Origin of the sequence: Devosia marina, assembly GCF_009758415.1 — a bacterium.
Taxonomy (GTDB): Bacteria; Pseudomonadota; Alphaproteobacteria; order Rhizobiales; family Devosiaceae; genus Devosia; species Devosia marina.
Map to the genome: position 1 here is coordinate 305,047 of NZ_WQRF01000003.1, position 15,299 is coordinate 320,345.

Annotated in this window: 20 protein-coding genes and 1 other RNA gene; 3 read left to right on the forward strand and 18 right to left on the reverse strand. The window is 62.2% G+C overall.

All coding sequences use genetic code 11. The features are described from left to right. Window positions 1-7 precede the first annotated feature (7 nt). From GO014_RS18960 to ruvC, 11 genes are all read right to left on the reverse strand, one after another. Entirely contained in the window at window positions 8-1,153 is a 1,146-nt protein-coding gene (locus tag GO014_RS18960; protein ID WP_179952967.1) for a hypothetical protein, read from the reverse strand. Between the two features lie 9 nt (window positions 1,154-1,162). Beyond that, window positions 1,163-1,600, reverse strand: a complete 438-nt coding sequence (locus GO014_RS12435) for an ExbD/TolR family protein (protein ID WP_116590108.1) — start codon at window positions 1,598-1,600, stop codon at window positions 1,163-1,165. A gap of 1 nt (window position 1,601) precedes the next feature. Continuing rightward, window positions 1,602-2,303, reverse strand: a complete 702-nt coding sequence (gene tolQ / locus GO014_RS12440; RefSeq protein WP_116590147.1) for a protein TolQ — start codon at window positions 2,301-2,303, stop codon at window positions 1,602-1,604. 187 nt (window positions 2,304-2,490) lie between these two features. After that, entirely contained in the window at window positions 2,491-2,889 is a 399-nt protein-coding gene (ybgC, locus tag GO014_RS12445) for a tol-pal system-associated acyl-CoA thioesterase (protein WP_157290634.1), read from the reverse strand. Then, the gene (locus tag GO014_RS12450) at window positions 2,886-3,095 is read right to left on the reverse strand and encodes a helix-hairpin-helix domain-containing protein (RefSeq protein ID WP_157290635.1); all 210 of its coding nucleotides are present in this window, start codon (window positions 3,093-3,095) and stop codon (window positions 2,886-2,888) included. The genes ybgC and GO014_RS12450 overlap by 4 nt, the downstream gene beginning before the upstream one ends. Beyond that, window positions 3,092-3,592, reverse strand: a complete 501-nt coding sequence (locus GO014_RS12455) for an NUDIX hydrolase (RefSeq protein WP_157290637.1) — start codon at window positions 3,590-3,592, stop codon at window positions 3,092-3,094. The genes GO014_RS12450 and GO014_RS12455 overlap by 4 nt, the downstream gene beginning before the upstream one ends. Continuing rightward, complete coding sequence (ruvB, locus tag GO014_RS12460; protein WP_343030936.1) at window positions 3,589-4,626, reverse strand: Holliday junction branch migration DNA helicase RuvB; 1,038 nt, start codon at window positions 4,624-4,626, stop codon at window positions 3,589-3,591. The genes GO014_RS12455 and ruvB overlap by 4 nt, the downstream gene beginning before the upstream one ends. Next, window positions 4,623-5,021, reverse strand: a complete 399-nt coding sequence (locus tag GO014_RS12465) for a type II toxin-antitoxin system VapC family toxin (protein WP_157290639.1) — start codon at window positions 5,019-5,021, stop codon at window positions 4,623-4,625. Before GO014_RS12465 ends, ruvB begins: the two co-directional genes overlap by 4 nt. Further along, a complete protein-coding gene (locus GO014_RS12470) occupies window positions 5,018-5,302 on the reverse strand; it encodes an AbrB/MazE/SpoVT family DNA-binding domain-containing protein (protein ID WP_157290640.1) in 285 nt (94 codons plus the stop codon). The genes GO014_RS12465 and GO014_RS12470 overlap by 4 nt, the downstream gene beginning before the upstream one ends. Before the next feature lie 62 nt (window positions 5,303-5,364). Further along, the gene (gene ruvA / locus GO014_RS12475; RefSeq protein ID WP_157290642.1) at window positions 5,365-5,982 is read right to left on the reverse strand and encodes a Holliday junction branch migration protein RuvA; all 618 of its coding nucleotides are present in this window, start codon (window positions 5,980-5,982) and stop codon (window positions 5,365-5,367) included. Continuing rightward, window positions 5,979-6,485: a crossover junction endodeoxyribonuclease RuvC gene (gene ruvC, locus GO014_RS12480; protein ID WP_157290644.1), complete on the reverse strand. Its 507-nt coding sequence runs from the start codon at window positions 6,483-6,485 to the stop codon at window positions 5,979-5,981. The genes ruvA and ruvC overlap by 4 nt, the downstream gene beginning before the upstream one ends. 282 nt (window positions 6,486-6,767) lie before the next feature. Here ruvC and GO014_RS12485 point away from each other — a divergent pair, with 282 nt between their 5' ends. After that, window positions 6,768-7,397, forward strand: coding sequence for a GGDEF domain-containing protein (locus GO014_RS12485; RefSeq protein ID WP_157290646.1), 630 nt, complete (start codon window positions 6,768-6,770; stop codon window positions 7,395-7,397). A gap of 63 nt (window positions 7,398-7,460) precedes the next feature. After that, complete coding sequence (locus GO014_RS12490; protein WP_157290648.1) at window positions 7,461-8,240, forward strand: GGDEF domain-containing protein; 780 nt, start codon at window positions 7,461-7,463, stop codon at window positions 8,238-8,240. 59 nt (window positions 8,241-8,299) lie between these two features. Here GO014_RS12490 and GO014_RS12495 read toward each other — a convergent pair whose 3' ends face one another. The 7 genes from GO014_RS12495 to GO014_RS12525 form a co-directional block, all read right to left on the reverse strand. Further along, a complete protein-coding gene (locus GO014_RS12495; RefSeq protein WP_157290649.1) occupies window positions 8,300-9,046 on the reverse strand; it encodes a YebC/PmpR family DNA-binding transcriptional regulator in 747 nt (248 codons plus the stop codon). Window positions 9,047-9,164: 118 nt separating this feature from the next. Continuing rightward, window positions 9,165-10,583, reverse strand: coding sequence for an alanine/glycine:cation symporter family protein (locus tag GO014_RS12500; protein WP_157290651.1), 1,419 nt, complete (start codon window positions 10,581-10,583; stop codon window positions 9,165-9,167). 170 nt (window positions 10,584-10,753) lie between these two features. After that, window positions 10,754-11,569, reverse strand: a complete 816-nt coding sequence (locus GO014_RS12505; RefSeq protein ID WP_157290653.1) for a TIGR00282 family metallophosphoesterase — start codon at window positions 11,567-11,569, stop codon at window positions 10,754-10,756. Next, on the reverse strand, window positions 11,566-12,153 hold the full coding sequence (locus GO014_RS12510) for a 5-formyltetrahydrofolate cyclo-ligase (RefSeq protein WP_157290655.1): 588 nt from the start codon (window positions 12,151-12,153) through the stop codon (window positions 11,566-11,568). Before GO014_RS12510 ends, GO014_RS12505 begins: the two co-directional genes overlap by 4 nt. A gap of 20 nt (window positions 12,154-12,173) precedes the next feature. After that, a non-coding RNA gene (gene ssrS, locus GO014_RS12515) (6S RNA) lies at window positions 12,174-12,331 on the reverse strand. Between the two features lie 73 nt (window positions 12,332-12,404). Continuing rightward, complete coding sequence (locus tag GO014_RS12520; RefSeq protein WP_343030937.1) at window positions 12,405-12,776, reverse strand: cell division protein ZapA; 372 nt, start codon at window positions 12,774-12,776, stop codon at window positions 12,405-12,407. A gap of 4 nt (window positions 12,777-12,780) precedes the next feature. Then, window positions 12,781-13,068, reverse strand: a complete 288-nt coding sequence (locus GO014_RS12525) for a DUF4164 family protein (protein ID WP_116590093.1) — start codon at window positions 13,066-13,068, stop codon at window positions 12,781-12,783. Window positions 13,069-13,307: 239 nt separating this feature from the next. Here GO014_RS12525 and tkt point away from each other — a divergent pair, with 239 nt between their 5' ends. Further along, window positions 13,308-15,281 carry a transketolase gene (gene tkt / locus GO014_RS12530; RefSeq protein WP_157290658.1) on the forward strand — a complete coding sequence of 658 codons (1,974 nt, stop codon included), beginning with the start codon at window positions 13,308-13,310 and terminating at the stop codon, window positions 15,279-15,281. The last annotated feature ends 18 nt before the right edge of the window (window positions 15,282-15,299 follow it).

Consider the following 15,299-nt stretch of genomic DNA (forward strand, 5'->3'; position numbering starts at 1 on the left):
TTCAAGGTCAGGGTCTCAGTTCCACTTCAATGGAACGCCATTGGTCGTAGGAATCGCCAGACAAATTGAACGGTCCTTCCTGCGAAGCTGCCATGACGGCTCGGACCGCGGCGCGGGCAATCTGCCCCCCAGCCGGCGACGGGTCAGCAGCGAGAACCTGCGGCGTCCCCGCCAGCGTGCCATCGCGGTTCATGTTGATCCGCAACGTCACATTCATCCCGCTATTGAAGTCGCTCGGCAACAATTGCCAATTGTTCTTGATCCGCGAGATCAGCCCGTCGATCTCGTTCTGGCTCAGCCGCGCCGACGTCCCCGTTGTATCACCCAGAGTGGGCGAACCACCCTGCCCGGTGGTTGCACCAGTGGTCGGGGCGTTGTTGATGATCGAGGAAATCTCGTCAGCCGTCTCCGAGCTGATTTCGGTCGGTGGCGCCCGCTCGGCAGCCGCAGCTGCAGCCTGACGCTGTCGTTCTTCCTCTTCCCGGCGACGCCGCTCCGCAGCCAATGCCTGTTCACGCACCTGCGCCAGGTCGCTCGGACGCGAGGTCGGCAACGCAACATCCACCTGGGGTGATGTTGGCGCGGGTTCTGGCTGCGGCTCGGGTTCCGGTGTCGGCTCAGGCTCGGGTTCGGGCTCTGGCGTTGGCTCGGGCACGGGTTCCGGTTCGGGAGCAGGCTCCGGCGCCGGTTCCGGCTCAGGTGGCGGCGCAAGGTCTTCCGGCCGCGTCTGCGGCAAGGTCACCGGCGTTGGTGCTGGCGCGGGTGCAGGTTCTGGCTCCGGCGCAGGCTCCGGTTCCGGTGTTGGCTCCGGCTCAGGCGCAGGCTCCGCCTCTGGCGCAGGTGCAGTTTCGGTCACCGGGGCCGGCGTCGGAATGTCAGCGGGCGAAGGGGTGACCTGGTCCTGCTCGGTATTGCCGGTGCGCTGCGCGAGCTCTGCCGGCGCCTCGCTCTCGACCGCCGAAGGCGAATCGGTATCAACGACCTCACTGTCGAGCTGCCCCATGCGGATGTTGGAATATTCCTCGATAGGCACCAGGTCGACCGCAATGGACTGCACATTCGGCCGCAGTGGCTCGGTCAGTCCCAGATTGACCAGACCCAGCACCAGCAGCAGAACATGAAGCGATATCGATGCGACCAGGCCCGTACGCATATGCCCGGCCTACCTCTCGCGCTCGGTAACGAGCCCGATCTTGGTATATCCGGCCGCCGAGAGCAGGCCCATCACCCGCATCACCGTGCCGTAATTTGCCGTTGTGTCGCCGCGCAGATAGATGCGGTCTTCCACCGTGGCCAGCGTGCCCATGGTGGAGACCAGCTCTGCTTCCCCGACCGGCGCTTCATCGACGAAGATCGCCCCCTCTGGCGACACCGAAACCGTGATCGGCCGCGTCTGGCTGGGCAGTTCATTGGCCGCCGTGCGCGGCAGGTCCACCGGTACGCCCGACGTCATCATGGGCGCGGCCACCATGAAGATGATCAGCAGCACCAGCATGACGTCGACCATCGGCGTCACGTTGATTTCACTCATGACCGCACTGCGCTTGCGGCGCCGACGGCGTCCGCCGCCGCCTCCGCCTGATGCGACACCCATGCCCATCTCAGCGGCCCCGTGCTTCGAGCTGGCGGGAAAGAATGGTCGAGAATTCGTCGGCAAAGCCTTCCAGCCGCCCGGTCAGCTTGCCTGCGTCGGAAGACAGCTTGTTATAGGCGATCACCGCCGGAATAGCGGCTACCAGGCCAATGGCGGTGGCAAACAGGGCCTCGGCGATCGGCCCGGCTACCACGGCCAGGTTCGTGTCGGAAGAGGCCGCAATATTGGTGAAGGCGTTCATGATGCCCCACACCGTCCCGAACAACCCGATAAAGGGACCAGCCGAACCGACGGTGGCCAGGAAACCCAGGCGCTTCTCGAGATATTCGCTTTCCCGCGCAATCGCCACGTCCAGCACCTTGTCCAGACGCTGCTGCATGCCTACGAAACTGGCCGCATTCTGCTCGTGGCTGCGCTTCCATTCCTTCATGGCTGCGACGAACACCGAACCCAGCCCGCCCGACGGTTTTTCCGCCTGCTGCTGATACAATTCCTCCAACGACTGGCCCGACCAGAATGTGCGCTCAAACCGGTTCATCTCCGAATGGGCGCGCCGAAAGGTGATGGTCTTGTCGATTATGATCGCCCAGCACCAGATCGATGCCGCCAGCAGGCCCAGCATCACCGATTTGACGACGAAGTCGGCAGCCCAGAACAGGCCCCAGATGGAGAGGTCCGCATGCGGAGCGACTGCTCCCACTGCATCCATGGCTTCCATGTCGTGATCCCTTTTGGCCGGCCCGTACGTTTGGCCCCATTGCCGCTGCGATGGGGATGAAATCTGTCAAAATTAAGAGAAATGCCCGCAATTCCGGGCGCTGGGTGGTCCGGCGCGGCGCAAATCTGCCAATGCGCCATTTATGGTCACCAAAGGGTTAACAAAGAGAGTCCGAAGCTTACGCCCCGGGCTTCAGCCGCGCGCGCAGATTGGCCGGCAGGCGGGCCGGCCCGCCGCTCATTTTGATGGCGACGACGGTCACGCGAGCCGATGTGGTCACCTTGTCGTCACGCAAAATTGTCTGGTCCAACACCAGCCGGACACCGCCGGCTTCCGCCACCTCGGTCGTCACCGTCAGCAGATCGTCGATCCGCGCCGCAGCCAGGAACGCGATCTCCATTTGTCGCACCGCAAAGGCAAGGCCCTGCTCGGCCAGTTCGGCGTGATGCACACCCAGATCGCGCAGCAGCTCGGTCCGCCCGCGCTCGAAGAACTTCAAATAGGCCGCGTGATAGACATTGCCCGAAAAGTCGGTGTCTTCATAATAGATGCGGACGGGAACCCGATGCGTGCTCATGCCGCCTTATAGTCCAGCCCGCGTGCCTTCATCGCCGGATCCAGCTCGACAAAGCTCTTCGGCCCCACCCCGTGCAGTTCCGCAACGGCCGCGCGCCTCCACTGCGCCAGATCGGCAAAAGTGACGATCCCGGCCTCTGCCAGCGCCCGCTGTGCCGGGCGGCTCAGCTTGAGGGCGTCTGCGATGGAATCATCTGCCTGGCTCATGCCTGTCTCCGCTCATCGTGCGTGATGTGGACCTGCCTCTCCGGCAAGTCCCGCAGAAACGCCGGCAGCCAGCGCGGCATCAGATTGGCTGCCTCCAGCGCATCCCCCGCCAGCGGCACCCAGTCAAACGAGAGGATATGTCCCTCATCAGGCCGCTGCAGCCAGGGCGAAGACCCGTTCGGTCGCTCCCCGGGCAGTTCGGCCGCATAGAAGAACCCCAGCTCGTGGAAATCCTCATCATCCCGGCGATAGAAGCTTTCTGACGTCGCAATCATCGCCCCGACATTGGCGGGCATCGCCAATTCTTCTTCTATCTCACGCTCCAGGCTCAGCGCGCTCGGCTCGCCCAGCTCGATCCGCCCCCCCGGCAGCATGCAATAGTCGTCATCGTCCTCCCGGCACACCAGCACATGGCCATCGACGATGATGATCCCCGCCACCCGAAAATTGAACCGCTGTTCGCCAATGGGAAAGCTGATGACATGGCGGTCACTCATTCCCCATCCTCCTCGAACAGACTCGATTGCAGCCCCACAAAGCCCTGTGGAACCACCTTGCCCATATGTTGAAAGGCAATAGAGGTCAGCATGCGGCCGCGTGGCGTCCGCTGGATAAAACCTTGCTGCAGCAGATAGGGTTCGACGATTTCCTCGATTGCGTCCCGCGGCTCGCTCAGCGCTGCAGCGATGGTTTCAATGCCCACCGGCCCGCCATTGTAGAAGTCGGCGATCTGGGTGAGGTAGCGCCGGTCAAGCTGGTCAAGCCCGCGCGCATCCACATCGAGCCGCAACAGCGCCTTGTCCGCCACCGCGCGATTAACCTCGGCCACGCCATCCACCATGGCAAAGTCGATCACCCGGCGCAGCAGGCGTCCAGCGATACGCGGCGTCCCGCGCGAGCGGCGCGCGATTTCCATCGCCCCATCCGGCGCCATGGCCATCCCCAGCAGCCGCGCCCCACGGGTCACGATCTGCACCAGTTCCTCGGGCGTGTAGAAATTGAGCCGCACCGGAATACCGAACCGGTCGCGCAATGGCGTGGTCAGCAGCCCCGCCCGCGTCGTTGCCCCCACCAGCGTGAACTTGGCCAGGTCGATCCGCACCGAGCGCGCCGCCGGCCCCTCGCCGATGATCAGATCGAGCTGGAAGTCCTCCATCGCCGGATAAAGCACTTCTTCGATGGCCGGGTTGAGCCGATGAATTTCGTCGATGAACAACACATCGCGCTCTTCGAGATTGGTCAGCAGCGCCGCCAGATCCCCCGCCTTGGCGATCACCGGGCCGGAGGTTGCGCGAAAACCCACGCCCAGTTCCTTGGCGATGATCTGCGCCAGCGTCGTCTTGCCCAGGCCCGGCGGCCCGACAAACAACACATGGTCCAGCGCTGCCCCCCGCTGCTTGGCCGCCTCGATGAACACTTCGAGATTGGCTCGCGCATCCGCCTGTCCGACAAAATCGGAAAAGCCGGAAGGGCGGAGCGAAACGTCGAGATTGTCGTCACGTCCGGCAATTGGGGAAGTAAGATCGGTCACGCGAGAAGTTCCATTCCGGCAATGCGTTTGGCGGCGTTCTTGTCGAAGGTCACGACTTTGCTCGCTCCTGCGGCAATCGCGCTCAAGGCGATGAGGCTATCGGCGAGGTCGGAACCGTGCTCATGGGCCGCCGATACGGCCGCTTGCACCATGTCTGCGTGCTCGATCTCGATATTTTCGCTTTCGAGTAGCGAATCGACGGCCACCAGAATGGCATTGTCATCGAACCCGTAGCTGCGCTTGAGCACCCAGGCCAATTCAACCAGCACGATCGTACCAACAAACGCCGGATTGTCCTGCGACAACCCGCTGAGAAGGTGAAGCGCCGCGCTGGTCTGTTCCGGCGCTTCATCGACAAACACCCGCACCAGGGCATTGGTGTCAATGCCGATCATCTGGTTGTCTTGCGCCGGAAACGGTCTGCGGCCTCATCGAGAACGGCCTCGTTCATCTCTTCGATACTGACGCGCCGGCCATTGGGCGGTTTGCCGAGCAGACCCGCAAAATCCTCCAGCCGTTTGGTTTTGGCCGTCACGCTCAGCACACCGTCCTTGAGCCTCCACCGCAATGGGGTGCCATCCTTGATCCCAAGAGCATCGCGAACCGACTTCGGTATCGTCGTTTGCCCCTTGCTCGTCACGGATGAGGACGCCTCAAGCTGGGTGATCTCATTCATCGGAATGACTCCACGAATTCCTTACCAAGTCAAAGTAGTAAGGAATCCTGTCTCAAACAAGGCTACTGGCTCAATTCCCTAAGTCCCAGCCGGATCAGCTTCTCCGTCGGCGTATCTTCGCCTTCCTTCGCCACCACCCGCGCCAAGGCAGACGATGCCTGGGCGCTCGAATAGCCCAGATTGGTCAGGGCGGAAACCGCGTCGCTGACATTGGAGGATGCAACGCCGTCGCCCAGTGCGCTTTGCAGGCCCAGCGTACCCGCGTCGATAGCGCCAATGGCCGGCACCTTGCCCTTGAGCTCGGTCACGATGCGCACCGCCAGTTTCGGCCCCACGCCATTGGCCCGCCCGATCATCGCCTTGTCCTGCAAGGCAACCGCGCTCGACAACTCCGATGGCGAGAGCACCGACAGGATCGCCAGCGCCACCCTGGCGCCCACCCCCTGCACGCTGGTCAGCAGCAGGAACCAGCTCTTTTCCGCCTCATGGGCAAAACCGTAGAGCTTGATGAAATCTTCGCGCACAATGGTCTCGATAAAGACCACCGCTGCCTCGCCCACCCGGGGCAGGGCCTGCAGCGTCCGGCCCGAGCAGAACACCTCGTAACACACCCCGCCGCAATCGATCAGCACGACATCGTCGCCGAAACTGTCGACCACCCCCTTGAGCTTGCCGATCATGCCATTGCTCCCATGCGGCGCGCTGAGACCCGGTGATGCGCATGGCAAATCGCTACCGCCAGGGCGTCCGCCGCGTCCGCGCCCTTCACCACGGCCGAGGGCAACAGCGTCTTGACCATCAAGCCTATCTGGTTCTTGTCCGCATGCCCGGTCCCCACCACCGACTTCTTGACCAGATTTGTGGCATATTCGGCCACCACCAGCCCGCGCAGCGCCGGCACCACCAGGGTCACGCCGCGCGCCTGCCCCAGGATCAGCGCTGAACGCGGTCCGGAGTTGACGAAAGTTTCTTCCACGGCCGCTTCATCGGGCCGATGCAAGTCCAGCACTTCCCTTAACCCTTCGGCCAGAGCGGCAAGCCGATCGGCCAGCGCGCCTTCCGTTGGCGGAGTCAGCGTACCGCCGGCCACAAAGCTCAGCCGGTTGTCCACAGCTTCGATGATCCCCCAGCCGCATCGTCGCAGCCCTGGATCGATCCCGATGATTCGCACAGCCCTTGTCATGGTCTTCCTTGTAAAGGGGAGACCCGACCTTACCAAGCGCGAAGTGAACAAATAGGCAACAAAATGCGCTCGCCGGGTTTGTTCAATAAAGTTTTGGGGGCTCCGCAAACCACCTGTTAAGGGGCGAACTCTACCTTAAAAACGGGAATGCATCGCAACGGGGCGCAAATGTCAGGGGCAAAACTTCGGTTGTCCCGCAGGTCAAAACTGCGGATTTACAGAGTAACTGGGCTTCTGACTGCCATTTCCATTGTTGTTTCGATTGCGATCACCAACTTGATCATGGAAACGTTTTCGGCTGGAATCAACGTTCCAGGCCTGATGACGGCGATCGTCATGCCCATGCTGCTGGGCACGCCGGCTATCGGCATCATCATGTTCAAGCATGAACAATTGCGCGCGGCCAATGAGCAATTGCAGCGTCTTGCCGCCACCGACTGGCTGACCGGCTGCCTCAACCGCGGGGCCTTCACCAACAGGGTCAGCCACGCGCTGACCGATCCATCCGCCAGCGGTGCCCTGCTCATTCTCGATATCGACCATTTCAAGGCCATCAACGACAATCACGGCCACGACCGGGGCGACGACGCCTTGCGCCTGATCGCCCGCACCTTCACTTCGGTCTGTGGTCCTCAAACCCTTGTTGGCCGCGTTGGCGGTGAGGAATTCGGGATTTTTCTGCCCGGGGCCAGCGCGGCCGAAGCCAGCAACAGGGCCGAGACCATCCGCAATGCCATCGCGCAATTGACCTTCCGCGCGACCGGCAGCCACTGCCCCCTTTCCGTCAGCATCGGCGTGGCCACATTTCAGGGTCCCACCGATTTCTGCACCCTTTACCGCCGGGCCGATGCGGGGCTTTACCGCGCCAAAAGCGCGGGGCGGGATCGTATCGAGATAGCTTCTGCCGCCTGACCTGCGTTCATTTTCGAAGGGCAAGACCATCTGCCCACCCCATTTCAAACCGAGCTATTTGCAATGCCGCTTTCCAAGACCATCGCAATACCGGGTTTATCCAGCGTGGCACGCTGGACAGTGTTTGGCACCTTGGCCTGTGTCCTCGCCTCGCTCAGCCTGACCTGGCTGATGGTGCAGGACCTTGAGAGCGAGTCGACGCCCCGCATCCTGCTTGCTTCTGCCACCCTGCCCATCCTGATCGGCGCGCCGCTCTTCTTCTATTTCAGCCTCAAGTTGCGCGGCCTGGCGATTGCCAATATGCGGCTCGACCGCGTGGCACGTACCGACGGGCTCACGGCCTGCCTTAATCGCCGGGCCTTCACCGCGCGCGTCAATGCCTGGCTGCAAAATCCCGCCCCCCCCTCCTGCGGCGCGATGTTGATGATCGACGCCGACAATTTCAAGTCGATCAACGACCTCTACGGCCATGACAATGGCGACGAAGCGCTCACCATTATCGCCCGCGCCATTCGCTCGGTGCTGCGCAGTGGCGATATCGTTGGCCGCATGGGCGGCGAAGAATTTGCCGCCTTCCTGCCCGGCGTCACCCAGCATCAAGCGCAGATCGTGGCCGAACGCATCCGCATGTCGGTGATTGTGGCCTGCTTCGCGCCCGCCGGAGAGGCACACCCGCTTTCGGTCAGCATAGGCGGTGCCGCCTTTACCGAGACGACAAGCTTCACCGAGCTGTTCCGCATTGCCGATCAGCGGCTCTATGGTGCCAAGCATGCGGGCCGCAACGCCGTAGTGGTTGCCGAGGTCAAGGATCATCCGAAGCTAGTCCTCAAGCGCATCGCCTGAAACAGAAAGGGCGGCCCTTCGGACCGCCCCTGATACCTGTCTCACTCAAGGTGATGCCATCAGCCTTCGAGCTTGGCGGCCTCTTCTTCGCTCATATTGAAGTTCGAATAGACGTTCTGCACGTCGTCGTCTTCTTCGAGCGTATTGAGCAGCTTCATCAGGGTCGCCCCCTTTTCCGCGTCGATCGGCGTCTCGTTCTGCGGCTTCCAGATCGCCTTCACCGCCTCAGCCTCGCCCAGCACCGCTTCGAGCGCCGAAGAGACTTCGGCCATGGTCTCGAAAGTGGTGTAGATATAGTGGTTCTCGTCATCGCTCTCGACATCGTCGGCACCGGCTTCAATAGCCGCTTCCATCACCTTGTCTTCCGAGCCGATGGAGGCCGGATAGGTGATTTCGCCAACCCGGTCGAACATGAAACCGACCGAGCCGGTTTCCCCCAGCGCGCCACCATTCTTGGAGAAATAGGAGCGCACATTGGACGCAGTGCGATTGCGATTGTCGGTCAGCGCCTCAACGATGACAGCAACGCCACCGGGGCCATAACCCTCATAGCGGATCTCGTCATAATTCTCCGCGTCGCCGCCAGAGGCCTTCTTGACGGCCCGCTCGATATTGTCCTTGGGCATGGACTGGGCGCGGGCATTGGCAATGGCCAGGCGCAGGCGCGGATTAAAGGCCGGGTCGGGCTGTCCCATCTTGGCCGCCACGGTGATTTCGCGGGCCAGCTTGGAAAAGATCTTGGACCGGATGGCGTCGGACTTGCCCTTGCGGTGCATGATGTTTTTGGCGTGGGAATGGCCAGCCATGAAGAACCTCGGATATGCAATTTGCGCTTTTTCGCGCTGCTTATAGGGGGCCGCAGCGCAAAAATAAAGCGCCCGCCCGGTGCCGGACCGGACGGACGCCACCAATCCGCCTTATCGATCAACCCGGATCGTGCTTGTTCCAGATGTCCTGATCGATCTTGCCGCTGAGTTCAGGATAGTCCGCCGCATGAAACACCGGCTCTCTGCCGGCCTTGCGCTGGGCCCGGTAATCCTTGGTCAGCTTGGCCACCGTGCCCGAGAGCATGACGATGGCGATCAGATTGACCGTGGCCATCAGCCCCATGGAGGCATCCGCCGCATTGAACACCGTCGCCACGCTTTCATAGGCGCCCCAGATGACCATCGCCAGCACGCCCAGCCGCAATACGGTCAAGCCGGGCATATTGCCGACCTTGAGGAAGGTCATGGCGTTTTCGGCATATGAGTAATTGCCGATGATCGAGGTGAAGGCAAAGAACAGGATCGCGATGGCAATGAAATATTGCCCGGCTCCGCCGATATGAACCGTCATCGCCGCCTGCGTCAGCGGCGTGCCGGTCAATTCGTTTCCGTCCACCATCACGCCCGAAAGCAGGATCATCAGCGCTGTTGCCGTGCAGATCAGGATGGTGTCGATAAACACGCCCAGCGCCTGCACGAAGCCCTGCGAAGAGGGATGATGCGGATCGGGCGTCGCCACGGCCGCAATATTGGGCGCCGAGCCCATGCCGGCCTCATTGGAAAACAGCCCGCGCTTGACGCCATTGAGCAAGGCCCCGGCCAAACCGCCACCCGCCGCATCGAGCCCGAAAGCAGACTGCACGATATGGCCCAGCATGCCCGGCACTTCCCCGATATGGATGGCCACAACATAAAGCGCCACCAGCAGGTAAAGCACTGCCATGAACGGCACGACGATCTCCGCCACCCGCGCGATCTGCCTGATGCCGCCGAAAATCACGATGCCGGTCAAACTGGCCAGCGCCACCCCTACCCAGATTTTCTCGAACCCGAAGGCGCCCTGCATGGCGTCCGCAATGGAATTGGCCTGCACCGCGTTGAATACCAGCCCGAAGGCGATGATCAGGCAGACCGAAAAGATCGCCCCCGCCCAGGGTGCCTTGAGCCCCTTGGCGATGTAAAAGGCCGGGCCGCCGCGATACTGGCCTTCCTCATTCTTGGTCTTGTAGAGCTGGGCCAGCGTGGATTCGGAATAGGCCGTGGCCATCCCGACCAGCGCCACCATCCACATCCAGAAAATCGCGCCGGGTCCGCCCAGATAGAGTGCCACGGCCACCCCAGCCAGATTGCCGGTGCCCACGCGGGACGCCAGGCTGATGGTCAACGCCTGGAAAGGTGAAATCCCGGCACTGTCACCCTGACGCGAGCCGGAGACGGCCCTGAACATTTCACCGAAATTGACGAACTGGATAAATCCCAGCCGGATGGTGAAGAACAACCCCACCGCCAGCAGGCCGTAGATGAGGACATAGCCCCAGAAGATATCGTTCAGAAAATTAATGACCGGATCGAGCATGGCCCCACTCCTCGCATGCGTGGACGATTGATCGGCATTTCCTGCCGCGTCCGGGGCCCGTTTTTCCTTCTCAGCCGACCGTCAATTTTTGCGCCCCAGGCACAACATCGTGATCGGAACCCAATTTGCAGGTTCCGGCAAGCGAGAAATCTACCGATCAGGGCTGAATGTCAGAAGTCCGGGATGACCTGTGCCAGGACGCCGCCGATCCGGAGCGGTGCGATCTTGGCGCAAAGCCCGGTCACCGGGTCGGTCTCCACCGCCACGCCACACAAAGTCGCTTCGCCTTCCGATGGCGTGAACCGCCCGCCCGGAATGCCGGTGAGGAACCGGTTGAGCGGCTCGTCGGTATCGGTGCCAATAATGCTGTCGAAGTCGCCACACATGCCCGCATCGGCCATGAAACCCGTACCGCCCTTGAGCACGCGATGATCGGCTGTCGGAATATGGGTGTGAGTGCCCACCACCAGCGTCGCCCTGCCATCGAGATAGTGCCCCATGGCCTGGATTTCCGAGGTCGCCTCGGTGTGAAAATCCACGATCACGGCATCGGCCACCTCGCCCAGTGGACAATCCGCAATCGCCGCTTCAACCGCCCGGAACGGATCGTCGATCGGTGGCATGAAGACCCGTCCCAGCGCATTGACCACCAGGACGCGATGGCCCTTTCGGCTCTCCACCAGCATGGCCCCGCGCCCCGGTGTTCCGGGGGGGTAGTTCAGCGGACGAATAAGATTGGGTTCGCGCTCGATATAACTCAGCGCCTCGCGCTGGTCGAAGGCATGATCCCCCAGCGTGACAATATCGGCACCGGCATCGCGCAACGCATTATAGTGGTTCTCGATCAGCCCCTTGCCGTGGCTGGCATTCTCGCCATTGACGACGACAAAGTCGAAGCCATGCTCGGCAATCAGCCCCGGCAGGCGTTCGCTCACCGCGTCCCGGCCGGAGCGGCCCATCACATCGCCCAGAAACAGAAATCTCATGCGGCCGTGCCAAAAGAGCGGATGCCCGCCTCGGTAATCACCATGTCGAGCGGCACGTCATGGGCGTCGCGTGGAATATGCGCCAGTTCCTGGGCGGCAAAGGCCAGGCCCACCAGCAAGGGCTTTTTGGGCAGCACCGCCAGGGTGCGATCGTAATAGCCACCACCATAACCGAGCCGTGTGCCCTCATTGTCAAAGCCCAGCAGCGGCATCAGCACCATGTCCGGAACCGCGCGCGGCGCCAGGTCTGAGGGCGCCAATGTGCCGAAGCCAGCTTCATAAAGAGGCGCATCGGCCTCCCACACGCGCATGTCGAGCGGTTCGTTGTCGCCCTGCACCACTGGCAGCAGCACCTTCTGCCCGCTATCCATCAGCCGCACCAATATGGGCTGGCAATCCAGTTCATCCCGAATCCGCCAATAGCCCGCGATCACATCGTCAGGCCCGAAAGCGACCGATTCAAAGAAATGTCCGGCCACCGCCTTGGCCGCATCGGTACGGTCTTCACTGGAAAGGGCTGCGCGGGCGGCATGTGCCTCACCCCGCAGCGCGGCCTTTGCCTCTTCGAATGCCTGGTCCGCCATAAGCCCTCTTCACCAACGAATTCGGTGCCGCCCTGGCCGTGGGACTACTGATCCCGGGAACCTACATACGTAGGTGGGCGCCGTATGTCCGAGCCCACGGGCCCGGTCAGGGACAGCTCCCTTAGGATCGATTAAGGCCCCGGGGATATGTGAGTCCTCACGCGCCGGGCAGCGAGACGAGATATAGGCGCTTGCGAGCGGCAGTGCAAAGCGCCAATGCGCGCTTTTCCAAACTCGTGAACGCGACTGCCCTAGGGCAGCGGCACCGCTCCATCCAGCGTCTCGGCGACACCCTCGAGTGCCTCGGCCGCTTCGGCCAGTTTCCGCGCGAACTGGGCTTCTGTGGTTTCCAGCTCAGCGGCAATGTCCTGTCCGGCCTGCGTCAGCTCGGCCACCTGCGCTTCGAGTGCCCTGATCCTGCGCTCGGCCTCGGACAATTCATCGAGCACCGCAATACCGGCCATCACCGTCAGCCGGTTGTCGCCGATCTCGCCCACGGCCCCCTTGAGCCCTTCGACCTGGGAATTGAACCGCTCTGCCAGCCCGATCAGACGGGCCTGCTGGCCCTCTTCGCAGGCCATGCGATATTTGCGGCCATTGATTTCGACATTCACCTCGGGCACGCGATCACTCCGCCTTTGCCAGCACAGAGCGCACCGTTTCCATGGCCTCGACCAGGCGCCTGGAAACCTCATGCGCGCTGTCGTCGAGCCGTTTGGCGCGGGCCGCGGTCTTGTCGAGTTCGGTGGCCAGACGCGCGCGTTCCTGCACCAGCCGCTGGGTATCCACTTCCATGCGCTGCTGACGCTGCAGCCGGCTGTTGAGATCGCGGGTACTCGTGGCCAATCGCGCCAATGCCCGGTCGAACCGGGCCGTTGCCGAGATCAGTCCATCTTCAAGTTCCGTCTCACTCATGGCCGCTACTGCCCTCAAGACGCGACGATTCCATCCCGCATCAGCCTGCCCCAGCCATCGTATCATTGCAACTGCGTTGCGGGGCGAACCCCCGGAATTCCGGCCTGAAACCGAACGCTTGCGCCCCTTGGTGACATTGACAGGCAAGACGAACCTGTTATGCCTCAACCCCGCCTCTGGGAGGAGGGCCCCAAGCGCCCGCTCCCGCCAGTTTCAAGCCTTATTTAGCGAGCGGTCCCATGACGAACACAGCCCAGCAAAACGATTTGGCCAATGCGATCCGGTCGCTCAGCATGGACGCAGTCGAAAAAGCCAATTCCGGCCATCCCGGCCTGCCCATGGGCTGCGCCGACATTGCCACAGTGCTCTTTACCAAGGTGATGAAGTTCGATCCCGCTGACAGCAAATGGGCTGACCGCGACCGCTTCGTTCTCTCGGCCGGTCACGGCTCGATGCTGCTCTATTCCGCGCTCTATTTGCTCGGTTACGAAGATATGACCATCGAGGAAGTGAAGAACTTCCGCCAACTCGGCTCCAAAACCGCCGGGCACCCGGAATATGGTTTTGCTGAAGGCATCGAAACCACCACTGGCCCGCTGGGTCAGGGCATTGGCAACGCCGTGGGCATGGCTATCGCTGAAGCCAAGCTGGCCGCTGAGTTCGGCGCTGACATTGTTGATCACTATACCTGGTGCCTGGCGGGCGACGGTTGCCTCATGGAAGGCATTTCACAGGAAGCCATTGCGCTGGCCGGCCACCTCAAGCTGAACAAGCTGGTGGTGATCTGGGACAACAACAACATCACCATCGATGGCGCTGTGTCCAACGCCGACAGCACCGACCAGGTCGCCCGCTTCCAGGCATCGGGCTGGAATACCATCGAGATCGACGGGCACGATCAGGCCGCTATCGAAAAAGCCCTGCTCGACGCCAAGAAATCCGACAAGCCGACCATGATCGCCGCCAAGACCACCATTGGTTTCGGCGCCCCGAAAAAGGCAGGCACCAATAAGGTCCACGGCTCGCCGCTTGGCGCTGAGGAACTGGCCGGCGCCAAAGAGGCGCTGGGCATCACCTATCCGGCGTTCGAAGTGCCCGCCGAAACACTCGAAGCCTGGCGCGCCGCCGGCCGCCGCTCGCAGAATGTGCGCGGTGAATGGCTGTCCCGTCTGGGCGCCTCGGCCCACAAGGCCGAATTCGAGCGCCGCATGGCCGGTCAACTGCCCGCCGGTTTTGCCGACGCGATGAACGACTACAAGCGGCAGCTCAGCACCGACAAGCCCAAGGTCGCCAGCCGCAAGGCCAGCCAGATGGCGCTCGAAATCATCAACGCCATTGTGCCCGAAACCCAGGGCGGCTCGGCCGATCTCACCGGCTCGAACCTGACCAATACCAAGGAAACCCTGCCCTTCCAGGCCGACAATTATTCCGGCCGCTACATGATGTACGGCATTCGCGAACACGCCATGGCCGCGGCCATGAACGGTATCGCGCTGCATGGCGGCCTGATCCCCTATGGCGGCACTTTCATGTGCTTTACCGATTATGCCCGCCCCGCCATCCGCCTCTCGGCCCTCATGCACCAGCGCGTCGTCTATGTGATGACCCATGACTCGATTGGCCTGGGCGAAGACGGACCCACCCACCAGCCGGTCGAGCACATGTCCGCCATGCGCGCCATCCCCAACCTGCTGGTGTTCCGCCCGGCCGACGCCGTGGAAACCGCCGAATGCTGGCAGTTGGCGCTGGAAGCCGACAGCATGCCGTCCATTCTCGCGCTTTCGCGGCAGAACCTGCCGACCGTGCGCACCGAACACACCGCCGAAAACCTCTCGGCCAAGGGCGCCTATACCCTGGTTGGTCCGGCCGACGCCGATGCGGTGATCTTCGCCACCGGCTCGGAAGTGGCCATCGCCGTCGAAGCCCAGAAGGAGCTGACCGAGAAGGGGGTTTCGGCCCGCGTCGTATCGGTGCCCTCCATGGAGCTCTTCAATAAGCAGTCCGATGCCTACAAGGCTGAAGTACTCGGTTCGGCCAAGGTCCGTGTCGCGGTTGAAGCCGGCATCGAGATGAGCTGGAACAAGTTGCTCGGCGACAAGGGTAAATTCGTCGGCATGAACTCGTTCGGCGCTTCGGGCAAGATTGATGACCTTTATGCCCACTTCGGCATTACGTCCGATGCCGTTGTTGAAGCCGTCACCAGTCAGTTGTAAGAGAGCCGCGCCTCCCTT

Bases quoted from the DNA above. Each gene is read 5' to 3' on its own strand.
- GO014_RS18960 (WP_179952967.1), bottom strand. From the start codon at position 1,153: ATGCGTACGGGCCTGGTCGCATCGATATCGCTTCATGTTCTGCTGCTG.
- GO014_RS12435 (WP_116590108.1), bottom strand. From the start codon at position 1,600: ATGGGCATGGGTGTCGCATCAGGCGGAGGCGGCGGCGGACGCCGTCGG.
- tolQ (WP_116590147.1), bottom strand. From the start codon at position 2,303: ATGGATGCAGTGGGAGCAGTCGCTCCGCATGCGGACCTCTCCATCTGG.
- ybgC (WP_157290634.1), bottom strand. From the start codon at position 2,889: ATGAGCACGCATCGGGTTCCCGTCCGCATCTATTATGAAGACACCGAC.
- GO014_RS12450 (WP_157290635.1), bottom strand. From the start codon at position 3,095: ATGAGCCAGGCAGATGATTCCATCGCAGACGCCCTCAAGCTGAGCCGC.
- GO014_RS12455 (WP_157290637.1), bottom strand. From the start codon at position 3,592: ATGAGTGACCGCCATGTCATCAGCTTTCCCATTGGCGAACAGCGGTTC.
- GO014_RS12465 (WP_157290639.1), bottom strand. From the start codon at position 5,021: ATGATCGGCATTGACACCAATGCCCTGGTGCGGGTGTTTGTCGATGAA.
- GO014_RS12470 (WP_157290640.1), bottom strand. From the start codon at position 5,302: ATGAATGAGATCACCCAGCTTGAGGCGTCCTCATCCGTGACGAGCAAG.
- ruvA (WP_157290642.1), bottom strand. From the start codon at position 5,982: ATGATCGGCAAGCTCAAGGGGGTGGTCGACAGTTTCGGCGACGATGTC.
- ruvC (WP_157290644.1), bottom strand. From the start codon at position 6,485: ATGACAAGGGCTGTGCGAATCATCGGGATCGATCCAGGGCTGCGACGA.
- GO014_RS12485 (WP_157290646.1), top strand. From the start codon at position 6,768: ATGGAAACGTTTTCGGCTGGAATCAACGTTCCAGGCCTGATGACGGCG.
- GO014_RS12490 (WP_157290648.1), top strand. From the start codon at position 7,461: ATGCCGCTTTCCAAGACCATCGCAATACCGGGTTTATCCAGCGTGGCA.
- GO014_RS12495 (WP_157290649.1), bottom strand. From the start codon at position 9,046: ATGGCTGGCCATTCCCACGCCAAAAACATCATGCACCGCAAGGGCAAG.
- GO014_RS12500 (WP_157290651.1), bottom strand. From the start codon at position 10,583: ATGCTCGATCCGGTCATTAATTTTCTGAACGATATCTTCTGGGGCTAT.
- GO014_RS12505 (WP_157290653.1), bottom strand. From the start codon at position 11,569: ATGAGATTTCTGTTTCTGGGCGATGTGATGGGCCGCTCCGGCCGGGAC.
- GO014_RS12510 (WP_157290655.1), bottom strand. From the start codon at position 12,153: ATGGCGGACCAGGCATTCGAAGAGGCAAAGGCCGCGCTGCGGGGTGAG.
- GO014_RS12525 (WP_116590093.1), bottom strand. From the start codon at position 13,068: ATGAGTGAGACGGAACTTGAAGATGGACTGATCTCGGCAACGGCCCGG.
- tkt (WP_157290658.1), top strand. From the start codon at position 13,308: ATGACGAACACAGCCCAGCAAAACGATTTGGCCAATGCGATCCGGTCG.